Genomic DNA, 18100 nt, shown 5'->3' with positions numbered 1-18100 from the left:
GAAAGAAAGGGCCTGTATAGTATACAGGCCTTTTCTTTCTATTAACGATTATCAATTGTTTCCGGATATAGATCGTGGTTCATCATGCGGTAGTCAGCCATTTGTTCATACTTCGTCCCTGGGCGACCGTAGTTGCAGTATGGATCAATTGAAATGCCACCACGTGGTGTGAATTTTCCCCATACCTCAATGTAACGTGGATCCATTAATTTAATTAAATCGTTCATAATAACGTTCATGCAATCTTCGTGGAAATCACCATGATTGCGGAAACTAAATAAATACAACTTTAAAGATTTACTCTCTACCATTTTTTGCTCTGGAATATAGCTAATATAAATTGTTGCAAAATCTGGTTGTCCTGTTTTCGGACATAAACTTGTAAATTCAGGACAATTGAATTTTACAAAATAATCACGGTTTGGATGATTATTATCAAATACCTCTAATATTTCTGGACTATATTCAAATAAATATTTTGTATTTTGATTTCCTAATAATGTTACATCTTTTAAATCTTCATCTAATCTTCCAGTCATTTTAAACATCCCTTCTCGTTATACGCCGCGTTTATTTCCCCATACTAACGCATGAAGCTGAGGCAATACTTTTGCATCATTCATCTCTTTACAATTTACAGCTTTATCAATCAGCCACTCATACTTATCTAATAATTTTTTAATAAGCATCGCATCATCCACTGTTTTTGTATCATCGTTTCCTACTTGCAGGAAAAATGGTACACCTGGATAACGTTCGTGTATCTTAACTGCATATTCAAAATCATGATCATCGAATACTACTACTTTTAAACTAATATCTTTTCCTGCTAGTTTCTGAATAATAGCATCTAACTTCCGAAAATCTGTTTTCATCGTCGAACTTGGTGGTTTTGGAGAAATTGTTACCTCATCAATTTGAAGTAACCAATCTTGCCATTTACTCCCTTGCGTTTCAATTGCCGTTCGCATTCCATTTTCTTTTAATATAGAAAGAAGAAACTCAATATTTTTCAGTAATGCCGGATTTCCCCCTGAAATCGTAACATGAGAAAAATTTTCTCCTCCAATTGCAACAAGCTCATCCCAAATATCTTCTGCTGTCATCTGTCTAATTTGATCTTTAGCCGATCCATCCCACGTAAAAGCAGAATCACACCAAGCGCAGCTATAATCACAACCAGCCGTACGGATAAACATTGTCTTTTGCCCTACAACCATTCCTTCACCTTGAATAGTCGGACCGAATATTTCTAAGACAGGGATTTTACTCATCAAGCATCCACTCCCGTCTTACTTCCGCATAACTAGTCGGCGTCTCAAATAGACGAACAAATTCAACGCGAGCTCCTTTATATTCGTTCACTCGATTCTCTTTAGTTAGTGCTTCTGCCATCTTTTCATAAATCCAAACGACCATATTTTCAGCAGTCGTATTCATTGCAGGTAACGTTTCGTTTAAATAACGATGATCTAAATAAATTTCGATTTCATTCTTCCAAATTTCTTTTATATCTCCAAAGTCAATTGCAAGACCTATTTCATTTACATATCCACTAATTCCAAATACAACTTTATATGTGTGACCATGTAAGTTTTTACATTTCCCTTCATAACAGTGTAAATGGTGTGCTGCATCAAATGTAAATTCCTTGCTGACCATTACTCTTTTATTATGGTATTTGAGTTGTTTACGCTGAATATCCTTGTCCATTTTTTGCAAATTCTCTACGATGCGAAATCCAAAAAAGTTATCCATTAGTTGTTCGCTCCTTCGCGTTCTTGTAGGTACGTATCTAATCCTGCTTTACGAAGTTGACATGCTGGACATTCACCGCAACCATCACCAATGATTCCGTTATAACATGTTAATGTTTTTTCCCGAACAAACTCAAATGCTCCAAGTTCATCTGATAATTTCCATGTTTCAGCTTTATCAATCCACATAAGTGGCGTGTGAATGACAAACGGGTAATCCATAGATAAATTTAAAGTAACGTTTAACGATTTCACAAACACGTCACGGCAGTCTGGATAACCACTGAAATCAGTTTCACATACACCTGTTACAATATGACGTGCTCCAACTTGTTTTGCTAATACAGCAGCAAATGATAGGAAGAGTAAATTTCGTCCATCTACAAATGTCGATGGCAATTCACCTTCTTCATGTGTAATCTCCATATCCGTTCTCGTTAACGCATTTGGAGCAAGTTGATTTAATAGACTCATATCTAGTACCGTATGCTTTATTCCTAGCTCTTTTGCAATTTCCGCTGCACAATCAATTTCTAGCTTATGACGTTGATTGTAATTAAATGTTACAGCTTCTACCTCTGCAAACTGCTCTATTGCCCAAAATAAACATGTCGTACTATCTTGTCCTCCACTAAAAACAACAACTGCTTTTTCTTTTTTCATTTCACTCATTCTCCTTCTCTACTATAAATAAGAAGAAAGAACGTTCTTGAACTGTCACAATAAAAAAACAAAACAATACCTAAGGATATTGTTGTTTCCATAGTTTTTTATAGAGGGAGTTCGCGAACCTCTCCCGCGCGGTGCACGGAATTTCTTCTTTCATTGACACAGCTTATTGTAACATATTGTATACTAGCGTAAAAATTTCTGATTTTTCCGCTATTTATCATTTCATTTCTTTCATTTTATAGTATGATTAATTTAATATAAGAAGAGAGGAGGCATCCCACTGAAATCCTTTATTATTTATCTCTTTTTAAATATATTATTCATCCTGATTACAATGCTCGTATATCATTTATTTTGGAATCAAAAAGGGAAACGCTCTCCTAAATTAAATTCAGCTATATTCATTGTACTCTGTTGCCTCGCTACCGTACTCTGTATTACATTTGCAGCAAAAACAAATAATGGTTTTCAATTTGATATGCGCCATATTGTATTAATTGTCGGTACATTAACGGGAGGGCCTATTGCTGGTGGTTCTATCTTAGGTGTATTAAACATATATCGCTTATTATTAGGTGGGGTCGGTGTTTTCCCATCTCTTATCGGTTCTGTTCTTCTATTTATTGTTCTACTATTAACATATAAATTTTTCAATCGAACTTCTAATCGTATAAAAATAACACTTGCTATTATCTACAGTCTCACATACGGATTTAGTTGGATACCCTTCTTCCTTTCAAAGGTTACAAATAAGACTGATTATATACCGCATATTATTGTGTATGAGTTATGTTCAATGCTTGGTACGATTCTAATTTTATATTTACTACACATATTACAAACTCAAGTTCGTCTCCAAAACGAACTTATAAATGCTGAAAAATTTCATTTAATTGGTGAAATGGCAGCGTCTATCTCTCATGAAATTCGCAATCCATTAACTTCAACGAAAGGTTTTTTACAACTGTTACAATCAGATACATGCACTGAGCAGGAACGAAAATTATATATCGACATTGCCATTAACGGCATTGAACAAGCAAATCATGTTCTTACAGATTATTTAACCTTTGCTAAACCAAGCATTGAAAAAGAACAAACATTACAGTTAGAAGAAGAATTACTACATGCATTGTCGTTAATTACACCGCTTGCTAATTTAACAAATGTACGTACTCATTATATAAAGCAAAGCACTTCTTTTTTTATCGCTGGAGAAAAGCAAAAACTAAATCAATGTTTATTAAATATTTTAAAAAATTGCATTGAGGCTATGCCAAAAGGCGGTGATCTTTATTTCACATTAGTTCCTGACCATAAGCATATTCAGTTATATATAAAAGATACAGGAGTCGGTATGGATTCAGAACAAGTAAAACGTCTTGGCTCGCCTTTCTATTCAACGAAAGAAAAAGGCACTGGACTTGGAATGATGGTCGTATTCAGTGTTGTTCAAGCTATGAATGGAAAAATTGATATTATAAGTGAAAAAGGAATCGGTACAACCTTTTTATTAACTTTTCCACTCATACAAAAAACGTGATGAAATAATCATCACGTTTTTTCTGTTCCTTCAACTAATTCAGCAAAAGCTTTCACTTTTCCGTGCGGTTGTTGATTTTCTTTACGCGCTTTCCAGGCACGCTCTTCTTCTCGCTTCTTCTTAGACATATTTTTTCAACTCCTTCTTTTCTTTCTCCATGTAGTATTCCAAAATAAGAAAGAAAACTATGCACGTATCAAAAAAAGAAGTGGTTTCCCACTTCTTCCACTTTAGCGCTGCAAAATTGCATGTTTCGCCTCTTTTAATTGCGTAAGATGTCTTTGTTCATGCAAATCAAGAAATTGAACCCATTGATACAAATTCAGATCATTAAAAACAGGATGCTTTAATCCATTTTCAAATAGATCTTTTTCATCTATAACACTATGAAGCGCATGTAATAGTTCTTGTCGTGAATGTTCTAGTAATTGAATTCCTTGCTGTTTTTTCATTAAAGTTTCTGTTGGTTGCATTTGCTGAGGAGCTTCTCGTTTATGTGTGCGATCAAGCGTAAGTTGGAGGTCTTTAAATGGAGTCATGTTTCTTTCATTTTTTTGTAAAGCATATACAAGGGCAGACGTGACAGATTGTTCAACTAAATGCAAGTGGTGTAAAATTTGAATAATACTCCATTTATCACGGCGTGGCTTTACATTCACTTCTGTATCATTTAACATTTCAATTTCTGATAATAGCGTGCTTCGAGTAGACTGCAATGAGCTTACTAAACTTTCTAAACTCACATCCATATTAGATTGAAGCATACTTCTTTCCCCCCTTTTTGTTGGTGAAAAGAGGTGCTCCTTATTAGAAACACCTCTTTAGTATTCTGAATTTTCTTTTATTATCTCATCATTTTCCCATTATGTCGATGTTAAACATGTGAAAAAAAGCGCATGTTTTTTACAATTTTGTGTCGTCAATCGCATGTAACCATGCTTCAATTTCTGTAATAACACTTTTCACACAGCCTTCAGCAAATGGTGATGTTAAATTTGCAACTTCTACTAATTCTAAGAACGATTTACTTCCACCTTGTTGGCACAGATTCACATAATCTTCCCATGCCTCTTGTCTATTATCTCTTGCACGTTTCCAAAATTGTAGCGCACAAATTTGAGCAAGCGTGTAATCAATATAATAGAAAGGTGAGCTATAAATATGCCCTTGACGTTGCCAAAAACCACCGCGCTCTAAATAATCATTATCCTCATAATCACGATGCGGTAAATATTTCTTCTCTATGTTACGCCATGCTGTCTTACGCTCTTCAGGTGATGCTTCAGGATTTTCATATACATAATGTTGATATTCATCAACAGATACACCATAAGGTAAAAACAGAAGTGCTGAACTTAAGTGAGAGAAGTAATATTTATCTGCATCTTCTTCAAAGAATAGCTTCATCCATGGCCATGTAAAGAATTCCATACTCATAGAGTGGATTTCACATGCCTCATATGTTGGCCAATTATATTCTGGAATTTCAAATTTACGACTTTCATATACTTGGAAAGCATGACCTGCTTCATGTGTTAATACATCAATGTCACCAGATGTTCCATTGAAGTTTGAGAAAATAAATGGCGCTTTATAATTCTCAATATATGTACAATATCCGCCACCAGCTTTTCCTTTTTTCGCAACTAAATCTAATAAATCGTTATCTAGCATGAAATTGAAAAATTCATCTGTTTCAGCCGATAACTCTTTATACATCGTCTTTCCATGATCAACAATCCAATCCGCATCTCCTTTTGGAGTTGGGTTACCTGTAGCAAACTCAAAGTTTTCGTCGTAATAAGCTAACTTCTCTACACCGATACGTGCTTGTTGTCGCTTTCTTAATTCCGTTGTAACGGGAACGATATAATCCAGCACTTGCTGACGGTAATTAGCCACCATCTCCGCATTATAATCTGTACGGTACATTCTTGCATATCCAAGTTCAACAAAGGTTTTGAAACCTAAAGATTTTGCGATTTTCGTTCTCACTTTAACAAGCTCATCATAAATACGATCTAGTTCTTCCTCATTTCCAGCTAAAAATCCGTAGTATGCTTCACTTGCTGCTTTACGTTCGCTTCTTTCTTTTCCTTGCATAAACGGAATCAGTTGCGATAACGTTCTTTCTTCTCCAGCAAAGTCAATTTTTGCGGATGCTAATAACTGTGTATATTGCGACGATAATTTATTTTCTAATTGTAAATCTTTCACGACTTCATCTGAATATGTTTTTAAATCACATTCTGCTAGAGCAAATAATTGTTTTCCATAATACGCCTCTAATTCTTCACGAAATGGAGAATTAATAAGTGCCTTATAATATTTTGTACCATATCCTTGTACAACTGGAGAGAATTCATCAAAGAAATCCTGCTCCTCCTTATAAAAAGTATCCGTCGTATCAACAGAATGGCGAATGTAACAAAGGTTTCCCATTGTACCAAAATCGTTGCGAATTTCATTAATTGAATGAATGACTTGTTTTTGTTCTTCTACAGTTTTTGCGTTATCAAACTTCTCTAAAGCAACAGTAAATTTCTCTTTTAACTCTTCAATATTTGGGCGTTTATATTCATAGTCTTTAAATGACATGAACGAGCCTCCTCTCCATTACATACCTTTATTATAATTCAATACGTATTCTCGAATTCCCTCTTAATTTTCAACAAAATTCGGCAGTGACTACTCTGAGTTCATTGCAAATAAAAAAGCCCTGGATTTATTTATCCAAAGCTCCTTTGGAACATATTATTATTTTTCATACTTCCCAATTTTTTTTAATAGATCAAGTAATTCATCTTTTTCATCTTTCGTTAACATTTCAAAAGACTGATGTATAACTTTCTCATGCCCCGGAAAAATAGAAGCAATAAAGTTCTCGCCAGACTCAGTTAATTGCGCGTAAATAACACGTCTGTCATTCGGACATGGGATTCTCTTTACTAATCCCTTTTTCTCCAGCTTATCTACAACATATGTAATGCTGCCACTGGCTATTAAAATGCGCTCACCAATTTGCTGGAGTGGTTGACCACCTTTATGATATAGCAGTTCTAATACAGCAAATTCAGTTGGATTTAACCCGTTACTTTGTATAGATTTATTTGTAGTATCCATAACAGAACGATGTACACGAGATAATGCAATAAATACTTTTAAAGATTGAGAAATATCTTCTCGTTCATTATTTGATGTCATACAACTTTCAACCCTTCACTTAAATTCTCAGCAATAAAAAGAAAATGCCACTTCATACTTCATGTGAATTCCGAATGAGCATTCACTCATCCATTTCCTCTCCCCTAATATATTAAGAATCATTCTTGAATAAAAACATGACAATTTTAACATAGTTTATATATAATGATAATAAAAAAAGAAGGAGTACCACATTTGAAAGTCAAATTCCAAAGCATAATTATATATATATTGCTTGTTATCCTACCGACAATAGGGATTGGTGCTACATTTTATTCGTATCATACATATAAAATGAAACAGGAAAACAAATTATCCGCTCATACAGTTCTCTTTTTATATAGAGATTATTTAGATCATCATCTTGGTGAAGCAATTTCTGCTTTAGACATGCTTGCAAAAGTTGTAGGCACCGAGACTGGTAATATAAACGGCATTAAACAAATTGTACATGATACAGATGGGAACGATGCACGCTTTTCTGGTTTATATTACGCTACACCAGAAGGGGTCATTACAATCGCATCTGAAGATGAATCAAAGCCTATAGATGTTTCAGACCGTAAATATATTCAAGACGTGCTACAAACTAAAAAAACCACTGTATCATCAGTCATTACTGATCGCGTTCTTGGACATAAAGCTATTATGATTGCTACCCCCATATTCAATAAACAGAAAGAGCTCTCAGGATTATTATTAGCTAGTTTACGCTTTGATTACATTTCATCTTCTTTAAATGCCATTAAACCACAATACCATTTTGAGGTAACTGATAAACATGATGTAGTTTTTCTAACCGATGATAATAACGACACAAGTGATACGCATTCTAATATGCTTACTACCCCACTCCAAAGATTAAATTGGAAGGTCTCTGTTTCTCCATTACCTATTCATCAAAAAACCTTATACCAGTGGGTTGCAATAGAGTGTATCGCTACTTTATTTTTAATGTCTATTTTATTTTTACTTGCTCAATATATGTTGTTAAAACGTCAAACAAAACTTGAAAGACAACAAAACGAACTACAGAAAATTGAATTAGTTGGAACTTTTGCAGCAAGTACAGCACACGAAATCCGTAATCCTCTTACTGGAATTAAAGGACTCGTCGCTCTATTAAAAGAGAAATATAAAGATGAACAAGATCAGTTCTACTTTTCCGTAATTGAACAAGAAATAGAGCGAATCAATGAAATTGTAAGTGAATTTCTTATTCTCGGAAAGCCAACCGCCATCATCGAACAAACATATGATGTAAGAACAATTCTAAATGAGGTAGCATTAATTATTCAATCTGAGGCGAATTTACATAACATTGTATTCCATTTACATTTGCCAGACCATCCTGTTCATATCCGTTGTTCGAAAGACCATATGAAACAAGTGGTTTTAAACATTACAAAAAATGCAATTGAGGCTATGACTTCTAGTGATACACTAACCATTGTAGTAAAAAACAATAAAACACACGCACAATTGCAGATTATAGATACTGGGAAAGGGATTCCACAACATATTCAAAAACACCTCTTTCATCCGTTCTTTACTAATAAAGATACTGGAACAGGTCTTGGACTTGTCATATGTAAACGAATTGTAGAGATGTATAATGGGCATATTTTTATTGACAGTACAGAAAACGAAGGGACGACAGTTCATATCGAAATTCCGTTACACATAGTATAATTATCCTTATCCTATAAGGGTAATTATACTTATTTCATAAAACCAGCGACAAGCATTCGCCAAAAATTATTTGATTTTCCTTCATACCCGATTTGGAAAATAGGTATTTTTATAATTGAAAACCATTTCGGTGTTTGTTTTTCTTTATAACACTGATATTGTAAAATAAGCTTGTCCAATTCTTGACTAACTTGAATTGTCTCCTTACTATTTAGCCCACTTGTTAATCCTAGTTGAATCATTTCTTCACGTTTCATATGAATATCACGTGAAAGCTTTTCTAATGTGTACTTCCTTTTTACAGTAAACATCCATATCCCCCTTATTATACTTCCATGCTCTCAAGTTCACTTCTCCATTGACTTTTTTAACTACTTAATCATATGCAAATTTGAAGAATCAGAAAATTTAACATTTTCTCCCTGTAATTTACAAATCTTTACCCTCACTTTGAGAATTATTACAAATTATTCTATCTTTGTAAATACATTCGCAATAATAGACATTTTTTTCATCTTCTTTTTTTACAAATTCTACGTAAACCGGGGATTCTTAATTTTCCACCTACTTTTCTTCGACATTTTTTGTTTAATTTATATAAAAAAGCAAAACATAATGATGATTGATAAAGTGAAACTTTCATCAGTGTTTTTTGTTCAGCCCCACTGATTATTAGCATTCACCAATCGGGCGTTTATTGGCAGTGAATCTCCCACCTATCCAGCCCAATGTTGAGGTGGGAGTCTTACTACCCACAAATAGCGGGATAACAATAGAAAGGAAATATTTATATGCGAAAATATACGATTGCATTATTCATCATTGTTTTGTTTTTACCGTCCTTCTTATTTCCCATTCAAGCAACTGCTCATACGAATAAAGTTGCTATTGTCATTGATGATTTCGGCAATAATATGAAGGGGACTAATCAAATGTTGTCACTTCCAATTCCACTAACTGTTGCTGTTATGCCTTTTCTTCCTTCCACAAAAGAAGATGCAATAGCTGCCCATAAGAAAGGTCATGAAGTTATTATACATATGCCAATGGAACCTATTAAAGGTAAAAAAGAATGGCTTGGACCAAAAGCAATTACAACCGATTTAAGCGATGAAGAAATAAACAACCGACTTGAACAAGCAATTCAAGAAGTTCCGCATGCAATTGGAATGAACAATCATATGGGGTCAAAAGTAACAGCAGATGAAAGAATTGTTCGCCTTATACTTGCTGCTTGTAAAAAACACGGTTTATTTTACTTAGATAGTAAAACGAATCCTAATAGTGTCGTCCCAAAAATCGGAAAAGAATTAGGAGTTCCTATTATTGAAAACCAACTATTTTTTGATGATGTGTATACAGCAGGACATATTTCAAAACAAGCCCAATTACTCATCAAAAAAATTCAAGAAAAGCCTATTATGGTAGCTATCGGGCATGTGGGCCCCCCAGGTGAAATTACATCACGCGTTATTGAAACTTCTATCCCTAAAATTCGTGAGCATGCAGACTTTATTTTTTTATCTGATCTAGCATTATCCCCGCCTCCTGTTTCAAAATAAAGTTCATTGCTCACATATAATCAGCCCTCATCAATCGGGCTTTTACGGGAACCCCCCATTGCTTTCGCTGAATTTTGAGGTGGGGATCTTACTGCCCACAAATAACGGGACAAAAAAGTACCTATCTGTATATAACAGATAGGTACTTTTCTTTTTAACTTAAATATAATCTACATGACTCACTCTGAATCCTTTTTTCTCTATTTTTCCGATTAATTGCTTTAATCTTGTTTCATCTAACTCATCTGATATATTTACAATAACCCGGCGGATATATTGATCACCGTTATCGAGTGTAAACAACCCACCGATATTGTATGCTTTTAACAATGTCCCAAGCTCTTTAATCGTCCCCTTACAATCTTGTGTTGCAATTGTTAATATATAACCACCTGTTCGCATACCAAATGAATCTTCAATAACATCAAATATATTCGAATGTGTTAACATACCGACAAATTCATTATAATCATTTAGCACGGCTAAAAACGGAAGCCGACGAATTACATAAAAGGCTCTGAAGAAGGAATCCTTTTCAAAAATAAATGCATTGGAATTGTCAAGCATATCTCCTGCACTTACATGATCTAATCCGCTATTGCATTTTTTTTCTAATAAATCTACTTTATAAATAATCCCCATGAATTTCTTCTCATCTTCTGCTAATACCGGGATGGCTCGAAATCCCGTTTCGTTCATCATTTGCAGTGCCTCTTCACCAGAATCATTTATTTTGCAAAATGTTACTTGCTGCTTTGGCAGAAAATGATATTTAACTCGCAAAATATGTTCCTCCTTACATGTCAACATGTAATCTATATATAATAAGGAGACCTATATTTTATGAGTGAAATTATTTTTAAAACGCTTTCATTTATTTATTAACTTGTATCCATATCACATACATTTTTATATAACAGAGCTCCTTGCGCCCTTAATCATTAATAACTTTACATGATAGTTCATTAAATATTCTATACCCTCTAGCCATTTTTTCGATTCTTCTGGCGTTTTCCCCCACACAATCATGCCGTAATTATGAACAAGAACTACTCCTCCACCTTCAATAAAATTCGGAACATTGCTTTCTAATAAATCAGCGAATTTTTTTTCATCTTCTACAATTGGAATTGTCATTTCTGTTATACCTTCTTTTCCGAAAACACGCTCCACACTGCGTTTATCGAACGTTACTTCTCCTTCTTCCCCATATAACTCTGATATTAAATGACTATCTACAGTCTGCACTTGTAAAATACATCCTGCACTACTTTTTTTATAAATATCCGCATGCATAAATGACTCTGCAGCTGGTTTTTCTTCATTTTCAAATACTGACTCGCACATGCAATTTACGACAATAAAATCTTCTTCCGAAAATAGCCCTTTATCTCTTCCCTCAACATTTACTAAGAATGTTAACGGCTCTTTTGACGTACATAGCGATAAGCTAATTTTGGTACCATAAAACCAATCACGAAGTGCCAATTCAGATTTCACATCTTTTAATTCATTCCATTTCTTCAGAAAAAATAACATTTCGTCACCCCCGGCATAATATTCATATAAGGTTCGAATCCTTTCTATGTAAAAGGAATATTTTTTGATTATTCTAAAAATTTAATTGAATTATCACATGAGAACGCTTTTTTGTCAATATAGTTTCGTGGTTCTTCTTTAAAATAGGCTATTCATATGTCTATACTCCTATCTATTGCCTATTTCATTTTGCACATAAAAAAATACGCTATTCTTTAATTAAAGAATAGCGTATTTTCCTCATTTTTTATCCCGCTATTTGCCGGGCAGTAAGACCCCCACTGATTAAAGTTTCACTTTATTTCTTTATTGCATTATATAAAAACTGTGCGTAGTGTTCACGTGTTACGAAATTATCTCCTAAAAAGTTCCCTTCCCCGTCACCTTTTGATATTTTATTATCTACTAAAGCTTTCACATATCCTTTCGCCCAATGGCCATTTGGTATATCTTTAAAGTTCTCTGCACTATTTTCATTTTCTTTTAACTGAAATACTCTTTGTAGTACTACTGACATTTCATATCGAGTTAATACTCCATCTGGACGGAATGTATCATTTCCATACCCTGTCATAATACCAGCTTGAACTACTGTATCAATAGCCGTTTCATACATATTTCCTTTCGTATCTGTAAATGTCGTTTTTGGTTTTAGATTATTTTCTAATTTTAAGTACCTTTGTATTAGAAGTGCTACTTGTCCACGAGTAATGTTATCCCCAAATCCAAATTCACCATTTCCATAGCCTATAAATAACTTTTCTTTCGCTAAGTAATTAATTGCTTCTTCTGACCAATGTCCTTTTGGTACATCTTTAAATTCTACCACTTCTGTTTTCTCATCTTCTTTAGATGTATTACCGTCTTTACTTTCTATTACATTTTGAATAACAGATCCTGTAAAGAAGATTCCTGTATCCGCGAATGGATCTTTCACGCCAAATTCATATACTTTCTCACCTGGTGTACTCCATTTCACTACACCATTACTATACGTACCGTTATCGCTCTTCAGACGGATTTTCGTAGAAACCTCACCATCTTTTTCATATATAGGTACTTTTACTTCTTTATTTACTTCTGTTTCCTCTAAAAATACTTTTTGATTTTGGACATTAATATAAGCCGTCTTACTTAGTTCTATAACTGGTCGGACATCACGGATTTCATTTGCAACAAAACTTAGAAATACTAATTTTTTCAAATTGCTCACTGGTGATAAGTCTGAAATATAATTCGCTTCTAAATCAAGCTTTTGTAAGTTTACTAGACTTGATAATGGCGTAATATCCTTTAACTCATTGTTAGGTAAGTGTAATTGTTTTAACTGTGTCATCTTACTTAGAGGAGTAACATCTTTTATTTCATTTTTCCCGATCCACAATTCTTCTAATTGCTTCATTTGCTCAATGCCGGATAAATCTTTAACTTTATTACGTGTTAATACTAAGTCTGTTAAAGGTAATGAATATAACGCTTTAATATCTTCAATTTGATTACCTGCTAAAGTTAAGTATGTTACATTTTTCAAAGCGCTTAATGGAGCAACGTTCGTAATTTTATTATTTGCTAAATTCAAGTAATCTAGTTGTTCCATTTTCGCTAATGCTGTTACATCTTCTATTTGGTTGCCTGATAGATATAAACTTTTTACATTTTTCATTTCAGTTAGTGGTGCAACGTTTGTAATTTTATTATTACTTAAATCAAGAGATTCTAAATTATCCATCTTAACAAGTGGCGTTACATCTGCAAATTCATTACCACGCAAAGCTAAATGATTTAATTGCTTTAAGTTCGCAAAGAACGACGGGTCTTTTATCTTCGCATTCGCAACTGTTAAAGATTTTAAATTTGGCATATATTTTAATGCACTATAATCAAGTATCTCATTCGTATTTAAAAACAAATCCTTTACTTGTAATAACTCTTCTTTCGTAATTGGTGTATTTAAATCTTTTCTATTAAATACTTTTTTATTCACAAGTTCTCTTAATTTGTTATCTGTTATCATATTTTGATTATCAACTGGATTATCCGTTTCCGTATTGCCTGAATTAGAGTTATCATCTGGTTTCTCTGTTTCTTTGTTACCTACAGTTGGATCTTTAATTTCAAATTGAACTTGATATTTGTGATCATATCCAATAGCTGGAATAAGTATATGCATTTGCATATTGTGCTTCTTCTCAAACTCACCAATTTCAAATTGAACTACTTTCGTTCCATTCTTCCTCTTATCTTCTGACAAAACCTTCACATCATGAAATACACCAGGCTGGTTTCTATCTTCTATTCTAAGATATTGAAAATAATCACTATCTTGCATTGTTACAGTGACAATTTTTTTGCCAGCTGCAATCGTTACTTTAGGATCTTTTATATATTGAGAAACCATAGATGGCTCATCTTTTTGGTCCTTATATATTTTAATCTCAGTATCATACGTGCGATCACTCGCTGCTGCTACCGATTGATTTGCTTCAACTTTTAATACCGCTAATGCTGGAGTAGAATACGTAGCAAATGGAATTGCTAATGTTGTCGCTACTACTAGCGCCTTCATATAATTTTTTTTCAAAATAATATCCCCTATCATATATAATTTTTTATAATTGATAACCCTTATCAATTACCCGCAAATAAATGATAATGAATATCATTATCATTGTCAATGGTAATATTACATTGAATTTATATTTTTAAAGATAAAAAATAAAAAGCCCTTTATTCAAAGGGCCTTTTTACCTATCGTATGAAGAATTTCACTTTTTTCCTTCTCATTGATGACACCTATTTTTTGCAAAATATTCGCGTACAATACAAGTTTATTATATATTCGTTCTGACATGTTCTCCCTTCTTTCCTTCGACCAACTTTTTTTGTATTGGTAAATTATATGAAAGAGGTGAGAAAATGTGTCCACTTTTTGCATAACTGCAAATCTTTTATTTTACGATTTACAGATAATAAAACTCCCTCCTAAAAATTAGGCGGGAGTTTAGGTACTTTCATTTTATTTAACAAACTGTCCACTGAATATTATGCTTCATAAGTTCTTCTTCAAAACTATATGGCATTTTTTTATCACAAATTACATGTTGAATACGTGAAAATGCTGCTATACGATAATTCCCTTTCACGCCTACCTTCGTATGATCACATAAAATATATGTCTTCTCAGCTAATTTCATCATCGCCTCTGACAATTTCGCTTTCTCTAATTCAAAGCTGGAAACTCCAAAACTAGGTAATAACCCATCAATCGAAACAAACGCTTTATGAAAATGGAATTGCTGTATTACTTGCTGCGAAATAGATCCCGATACACGCGAATGCTTTGGAGATACTTTTCCACCTATAAATAAAACTTCACCGTGAAACATTTTTTTATTAATAGAAGAAATTAATTGTGTTGCGACCGGAAATGAACTTGTTACAATCGTTAAGTTTTTACGATGAACAAGGTATGGAACCATTTGAAGCGGTGTACTTCCATCATCAATTGCAATGACATCACCATCTTCTACAAATGTCGCTGCTTTATAACCAATTCTTTTCTTCTCTTCTATATGTAGCATTTCTCTTTCTAACATCGGTGCCTCTACCCCAGCGCCTGGAAGTTGAACAGCTCCACCATACACTTTTTTCAGCTTCTTTTCACGATCTAATTCTTCTAAATAACGACGAATCGTTTCTGTTGATACAGCAAATTCTCTCGCTAATTCTGAAACCTTTACTTTTCCTTTAAATTCTACCTTTTCAAGAATGGTTCGCTTTCTTTCTTCTCCTACTACAGACATAGCTTCACCTCATTTATATCTCCCTCATAAACTTCCTTACTTATACAAAGTTATAATTTTCTTTGTAAGTAGAAACTTCTTCATGAATATGAATACCACGCTTTGCTAGCTCATCAAAAATTAATTGTGGATTTTCAAAAGCTTCTTCAGGCGTAACAACACCCAACCTATTTACATTTCCAGTTGCAATTAACTCTGCGGCAATCCCAAATGGAATACCGACGTTTCTCGTATACGCCCTTAATTTTCCCCATCCTACAACAGAACCATCAGATAACGGATGTGTATGATATAACACATGTCTTTGCTTCTCATTATTTTTCATACCTATTACTTCTACATGAAGTGCATAACCATAAAGCTCTGTTTCTTGTCCTTCTTTCGATTGCAATAAATACTGCGAAATACAATCCATAATGCCTATTTCTTTCCCGTTTATTTCAATCTGATCATTACGCAATATGCCGTAATCATATAAAGCACGTACAAGTTGCATATTTTGCTTCGGCCAAGTTCCTCTCGTCTCTATCAGTTTGACACCTTTATTTTCTAGTGCCTTTGCTAACGTAAGCGTTTCAGAATGCGGAATGATATACTGCGTTTCCTTACCATAAGGCGCTGGCAATTCTATTTCTCTCGGACGCGCAAACGGAAGTACTTGTTTAAATTCACCATCTTCATACACTGTACGCGATGGTAAATGTGGATCATATTCATATGTCGTTGTCTCTGTAATTGAAGCAGAAAAAGCAATCGGACGATACGAACCGTGACTTACGCGGACAGACTCTACAATATCCAGTTGATTTGCTGCATGCATTGCCATCATTTGCGTTACACCTGGCGTCATGCCAAACCCAGGCAAACATGTTTTTTCATTTTGAACAAATATAGCATGCGATTCATTTTCTTCACCAAATCCATTTAAGTTCACACCGTGGCAGCCTGCTTCTGCAATACAGCGAGTCGACAATCCGTTTAGCTTTATCGTCGTACCGTCCATTACAATGTCATAACCTTTCATTTTTGCAACCGTATCCTCGTGATTCGTTACATCTACTTTTACAAAATCAACACGAGGATCGTTGAGCCATTCTACTACTTTACAGCCTTCTTCCTCGTTAAAATCGGCTACAGTAATCGTCTCAAAAGATGAAAATTGAACTAAATCCAAAATAGCTTCACGACAAATTTTACCTGCTCCACCTAAACAAAATACTTTCACCCAATAACAGCTCCTTTAGCAATACTATCAACTAAGCGATTAATATCTTCTTCATGTACATCACCTATATTTCCAATCCGGAACGTATCTACTTTCGAAATTTTCCCAGGGTAAATAACAAATCCATAGCATTTTAATTCGTTATATAACTGTTGAAACTCGAACTCCCCTTTTGGATAAATGAAAGATGTAATAATAGGAGATTGATATTTCTCATCTACTAGTGGCTTAAATCCGATTTCTCCCATTCTATTCACTAGTAGTTTTTGATTGTTGTAATATCGATTGTAACGCGCTCTTACTCCACCCTCTTTTTCTAGTTCAAGTAGTGCTTGATAAAAAGCATGTACAACATGTGTAGGTGAAGTAAAACGCCATTTCCCATTTTGTTTTTCCATCGTTTCCCATTGATCATATAAATCAAGAGATAAAGAGCGTCCTTGCCCTTTACACTTCAATAATTCATCACGTTTTGCGATTACAAATCCGAATCCAGGAACCCCTTGAATACACTTATTCGCACTACTAATTAAAAAATCAATTTGTAAATCAGCAATGTCTATTTCAATCCCGCCGAAACTACTCATCGCATCAACAATTGTAACCTTTCCATACCGCTTTCCTAATTTACATACATCTACAATTGGATTTATAATGCCTGTCGTTGTTTCACAATGAACAACTGCAATATGCGTAATCTCTTTATCCTCTTGCAATAACTTTTCTACTTCTACAATATTAGTAGGTTCCCACTCTTCTGTTTGACTGACCACTACATCAATCTGCAACATCTCTGCCATTTGCACAATGCGCTTACCGTACGCACCATTTGTACAAACGAGCAGCTTCCCATTTGCCGGAATAACAGAGCCAATTACTGCTTCAACTGAAAACGTACCGCTTCCTTGCATTAACACTGTTGTATATTTCTCTTCTTCCTTCGTCGCTAGCGATACAAGTTTAGCTCTTACTTCTTGCACCATCGTATTATATTCAACATCCCACGTACACCAATCGTATAGCATAACTTCTTTTACTGATTTTGTTGTCGTTAATGGTCCTGGTGTTAATAATAAGTAGTGATTTTCATTCATGATCCCGTA

Annotated in this window: 18 protein-coding genes and 1 riboswitch; of the genes, 3 read left to right on the top strand and 15 right to left on the bottom strand. The window is 34.2% G+C overall.

What is annotated here, in order from left to right:
- Window positions 1–41: 41 nt before the first annotated feature.
- Genes queF through queC form a run of 4 tightly spaced genes read right to left on the bottom strand, consistent with a single transcriptional unit; the run spans window position 42 to window position 2420 of the window.
- Window positions 42–539, bottom strand: coding sequence for a preQ(1) synthase (gene queF, locus ACTJJY_RS00775; protein ID WP_001986050.1), 498 nt, complete (start codon window positions 537–539; stop codon window positions 42–44).
- 18 nt (window positions 540–557) lie between these two features.
- Complete coding sequence (gene queE / locus ACTJJY_RS00770) at window positions 558–1274, bottom strand: 7-carboxy-7-deazaguanine synthase QueE (RefSeq protein WP_440604787.1); 717 nt, start codon at window positions 1272–1274, stop codon at window positions 558–560.
- Complete coding sequence (gene queD / locus ACTJJY_RS00765; protein WP_000368414.1) at window positions 1267–1758, bottom strand: 6-carboxytetrahydropterin synthase QueD; 492 nt, start codon at window positions 1756–1758, stop codon at window positions 1267–1269. Before queD ends, queE begins: the two co-directional genes overlap by 8 nt.
- Window positions 1758–2420: a 7-cyano-7-deazaguanine synthase QueC gene (gene queC / locus ACTJJY_RS00760; protein ID WP_000711595.1), complete on the bottom strand. Its 663-nt coding sequence runs from the start codon at window positions 2418–2420 to the stop codon at window positions 1758–1760. The genes queD and queC overlap by 1 nt, the downstream gene beginning before the upstream one ends.
- Before the next feature lie 93 nt (window positions 2421–2513).
- A riboswitch (PreQ1 riboswitch) is annotated at window positions 2514–2557 on the bottom strand.
- A gap of 206 nt (window positions 2558–2763) precedes the next feature.
- On the opposite strand from queC, the gene kinB reads away from it, so the two are divergent.
- Window positions 2764–3972 (top strand): sporulation sensor histidine kinase KinB, encoded by a 1209-nt coding sequence (gene kinB / locus ACTJJY_RS00755; RefSeq protein WP_440604786.1) that lies wholly within the window; start codon window positions 2764–2766, stop codon window positions 3970–3972.
- 11 nt (window positions 3973–3983) lie between these two features.
- On the opposite strand, the gene ACTJJY_RS00750 is transcribed toward kinB, so the two are convergent.
- From ACTJJY_RS00750 to ACTJJY_RS00735, 4 genes are all read right to left on the bottom strand, one after another.
- The gene (locus ACTJJY_RS00750) at window positions 3984–4100 is read right to left on the bottom strand and encodes a DUF6254 family protein (RefSeq protein WP_000038355.1); all 117 of its coding nucleotides are present in this window, start codon (window positions 4098–4100) and stop codon (window positions 3984–3986) included.
- Between the two features lie 102 nt (window positions 4101–4202).
- A complete protein-coding gene (locus ACTJJY_RS00745) occupies window positions 4203–4736 on the bottom strand; it encodes a DinB family protein (protein ID WP_000941977.1) in 534 nt (177 codons plus the stop codon).
- Between the two features lie 139 nt (window positions 4737–4875).
- Window positions 4876–6570, bottom strand: coding sequence for a M3 family oligoendopeptidase (locus tag ACTJJY_RS00740; protein WP_063546912.1), 1695 nt, complete (start codon window positions 6568–6570; stop codon window positions 4876–4878).
- A gap of 159 nt (window positions 6571–6729) precedes the next feature.
- A complete protein-coding gene (locus ACTJJY_RS00735; RefSeq protein WP_000203336.1) occupies window positions 6730–7176 on the bottom strand; it encodes a MarR family winged helix-turn-helix transcriptional regulator in 447 nt (148 codons plus the stop codon).
- 195 nt (window positions 7177–7371) lie between these two features.
- On the opposite strand from ACTJJY_RS00735, the gene ACTJJY_RS00730 reads away from it, so the two are divergent.
- Complete coding sequence (locus ACTJJY_RS00730) at window positions 7372–8868, top strand: DUF3149 domain-containing protein (protein ID WP_440604785.1); 1497 nt, start codon at window positions 7372–7374, stop codon at window positions 8866–8868.
- Window positions 8869–8897: 29 nt separating this feature from the next.
- Here the strand turns inward: ACTJJY_RS00730 and ACTJJY_RS00725 are convergent, their stop codons facing one another.
- Complete coding sequence (locus tag ACTJJY_RS00725; protein WP_000495527.1) at window positions 8898–9179, bottom strand: aspartyl-phosphate phosphatase Spo0E family protein; 282 nt, start codon at window positions 9177–9179, stop codon at window positions 8898–8900.
- Between the two features lie 480 nt (window positions 9180–9659).
- Between ACTJJY_RS00725 and ACTJJY_RS00720 the strand changes: the two genes are divergently transcribed.
- Entirely contained in the window at window positions 9660–10430 is a 771-nt protein-coding gene (locus tag ACTJJY_RS00720) for a divergent polysaccharide deacetylase family protein (RefSeq protein ID WP_001234112.1), read from the top strand.
- Window positions 10431–10589: 159 nt separating this feature from the next.
- On the opposite strand, the gene cbpA is transcribed toward ACTJJY_RS00720, so the two are convergent.
- The 6 genes from cbpA to phnW form a co-directional block, all read right to left on the bottom strand.
- Window positions 10590–11213 (bottom strand): cyclic di-AMP binding protein CbpA, encoded by a 624-nt coding sequence (gene cbpA, locus ACTJJY_RS00715; protein WP_001264203.1) that lies wholly within the window; start codon window positions 11211–11213, stop codon window positions 10590–10592.
- A gap of 126 nt (window positions 11214–11339) precedes the next feature.
- Window positions 11340–11969, bottom strand: a complete 630-nt coding sequence (locus tag ACTJJY_RS00710; RefSeq protein WP_053564937.1) for a class II aldolase/adducin family protein — start codon at window positions 11967–11969, stop codon at window positions 11340–11342.
- Window positions 11970–12267: 298 nt separating this feature from the next.
- Window positions 12268–14568 (bottom strand): NEAT domain-containing leucine-rich repeat protein, encoded by a 2301-nt coding sequence (locus ACTJJY_RS00705; RefSeq protein ID WP_440604784.1) that lies wholly within the window; start codon window positions 14566–14568, stop codon window positions 12268–12270.
- 421 nt (window positions 14569–14989) lie between these two features.
- Window positions 14990–15772: a DeoR/GlpR family DNA-binding transcription regulator gene (locus ACTJJY_RS00700; protein ID WP_000117666.1), complete on the bottom strand. Its 783-nt coding sequence runs from the start codon at window positions 15770–15772 to the stop codon at window positions 14990–14992.
- Between the two features lie 40 nt (window positions 15773–15812).
- A complete protein-coding gene (locus tag ACTJJY_RS00695) occupies window positions 15813–16997 on the bottom strand; it encodes a saccharopine dehydrogenase family protein (protein WP_440604783.1) in 1185 nt (394 codons plus the stop codon).
- The gene (gene phnW / locus ACTJJY_RS00690) at window positions 16994–18091 is read right to left on the bottom strand and encodes a 2-aminoethylphosphonate--pyruvate transaminase (RefSeq protein WP_440604782.1); all 1098 of its coding nucleotides are present in this window, start codon (window positions 18089–18091) and stop codon (window positions 16994–16996) included. The genes ACTJJY_RS00695 and phnW overlap by 4 nt, the downstream gene beginning before the upstream one ends.
- Window positions 18092–18100: the final 9 nt, after the last annotated feature.

It is taken from the genome of Bacillus sp. 22475, assembly GCF_052044835.1.
GTDB lineage: Bacteria > Bacillota > Bacilli > Bacillales > Bacillaceae_G > Bacillus_A > Bacillus_A cereus.
Note: the sequence above shows the minus strand (reverse complement) of the source record. Positions and strands in the feature narration are given on the sequence as shown.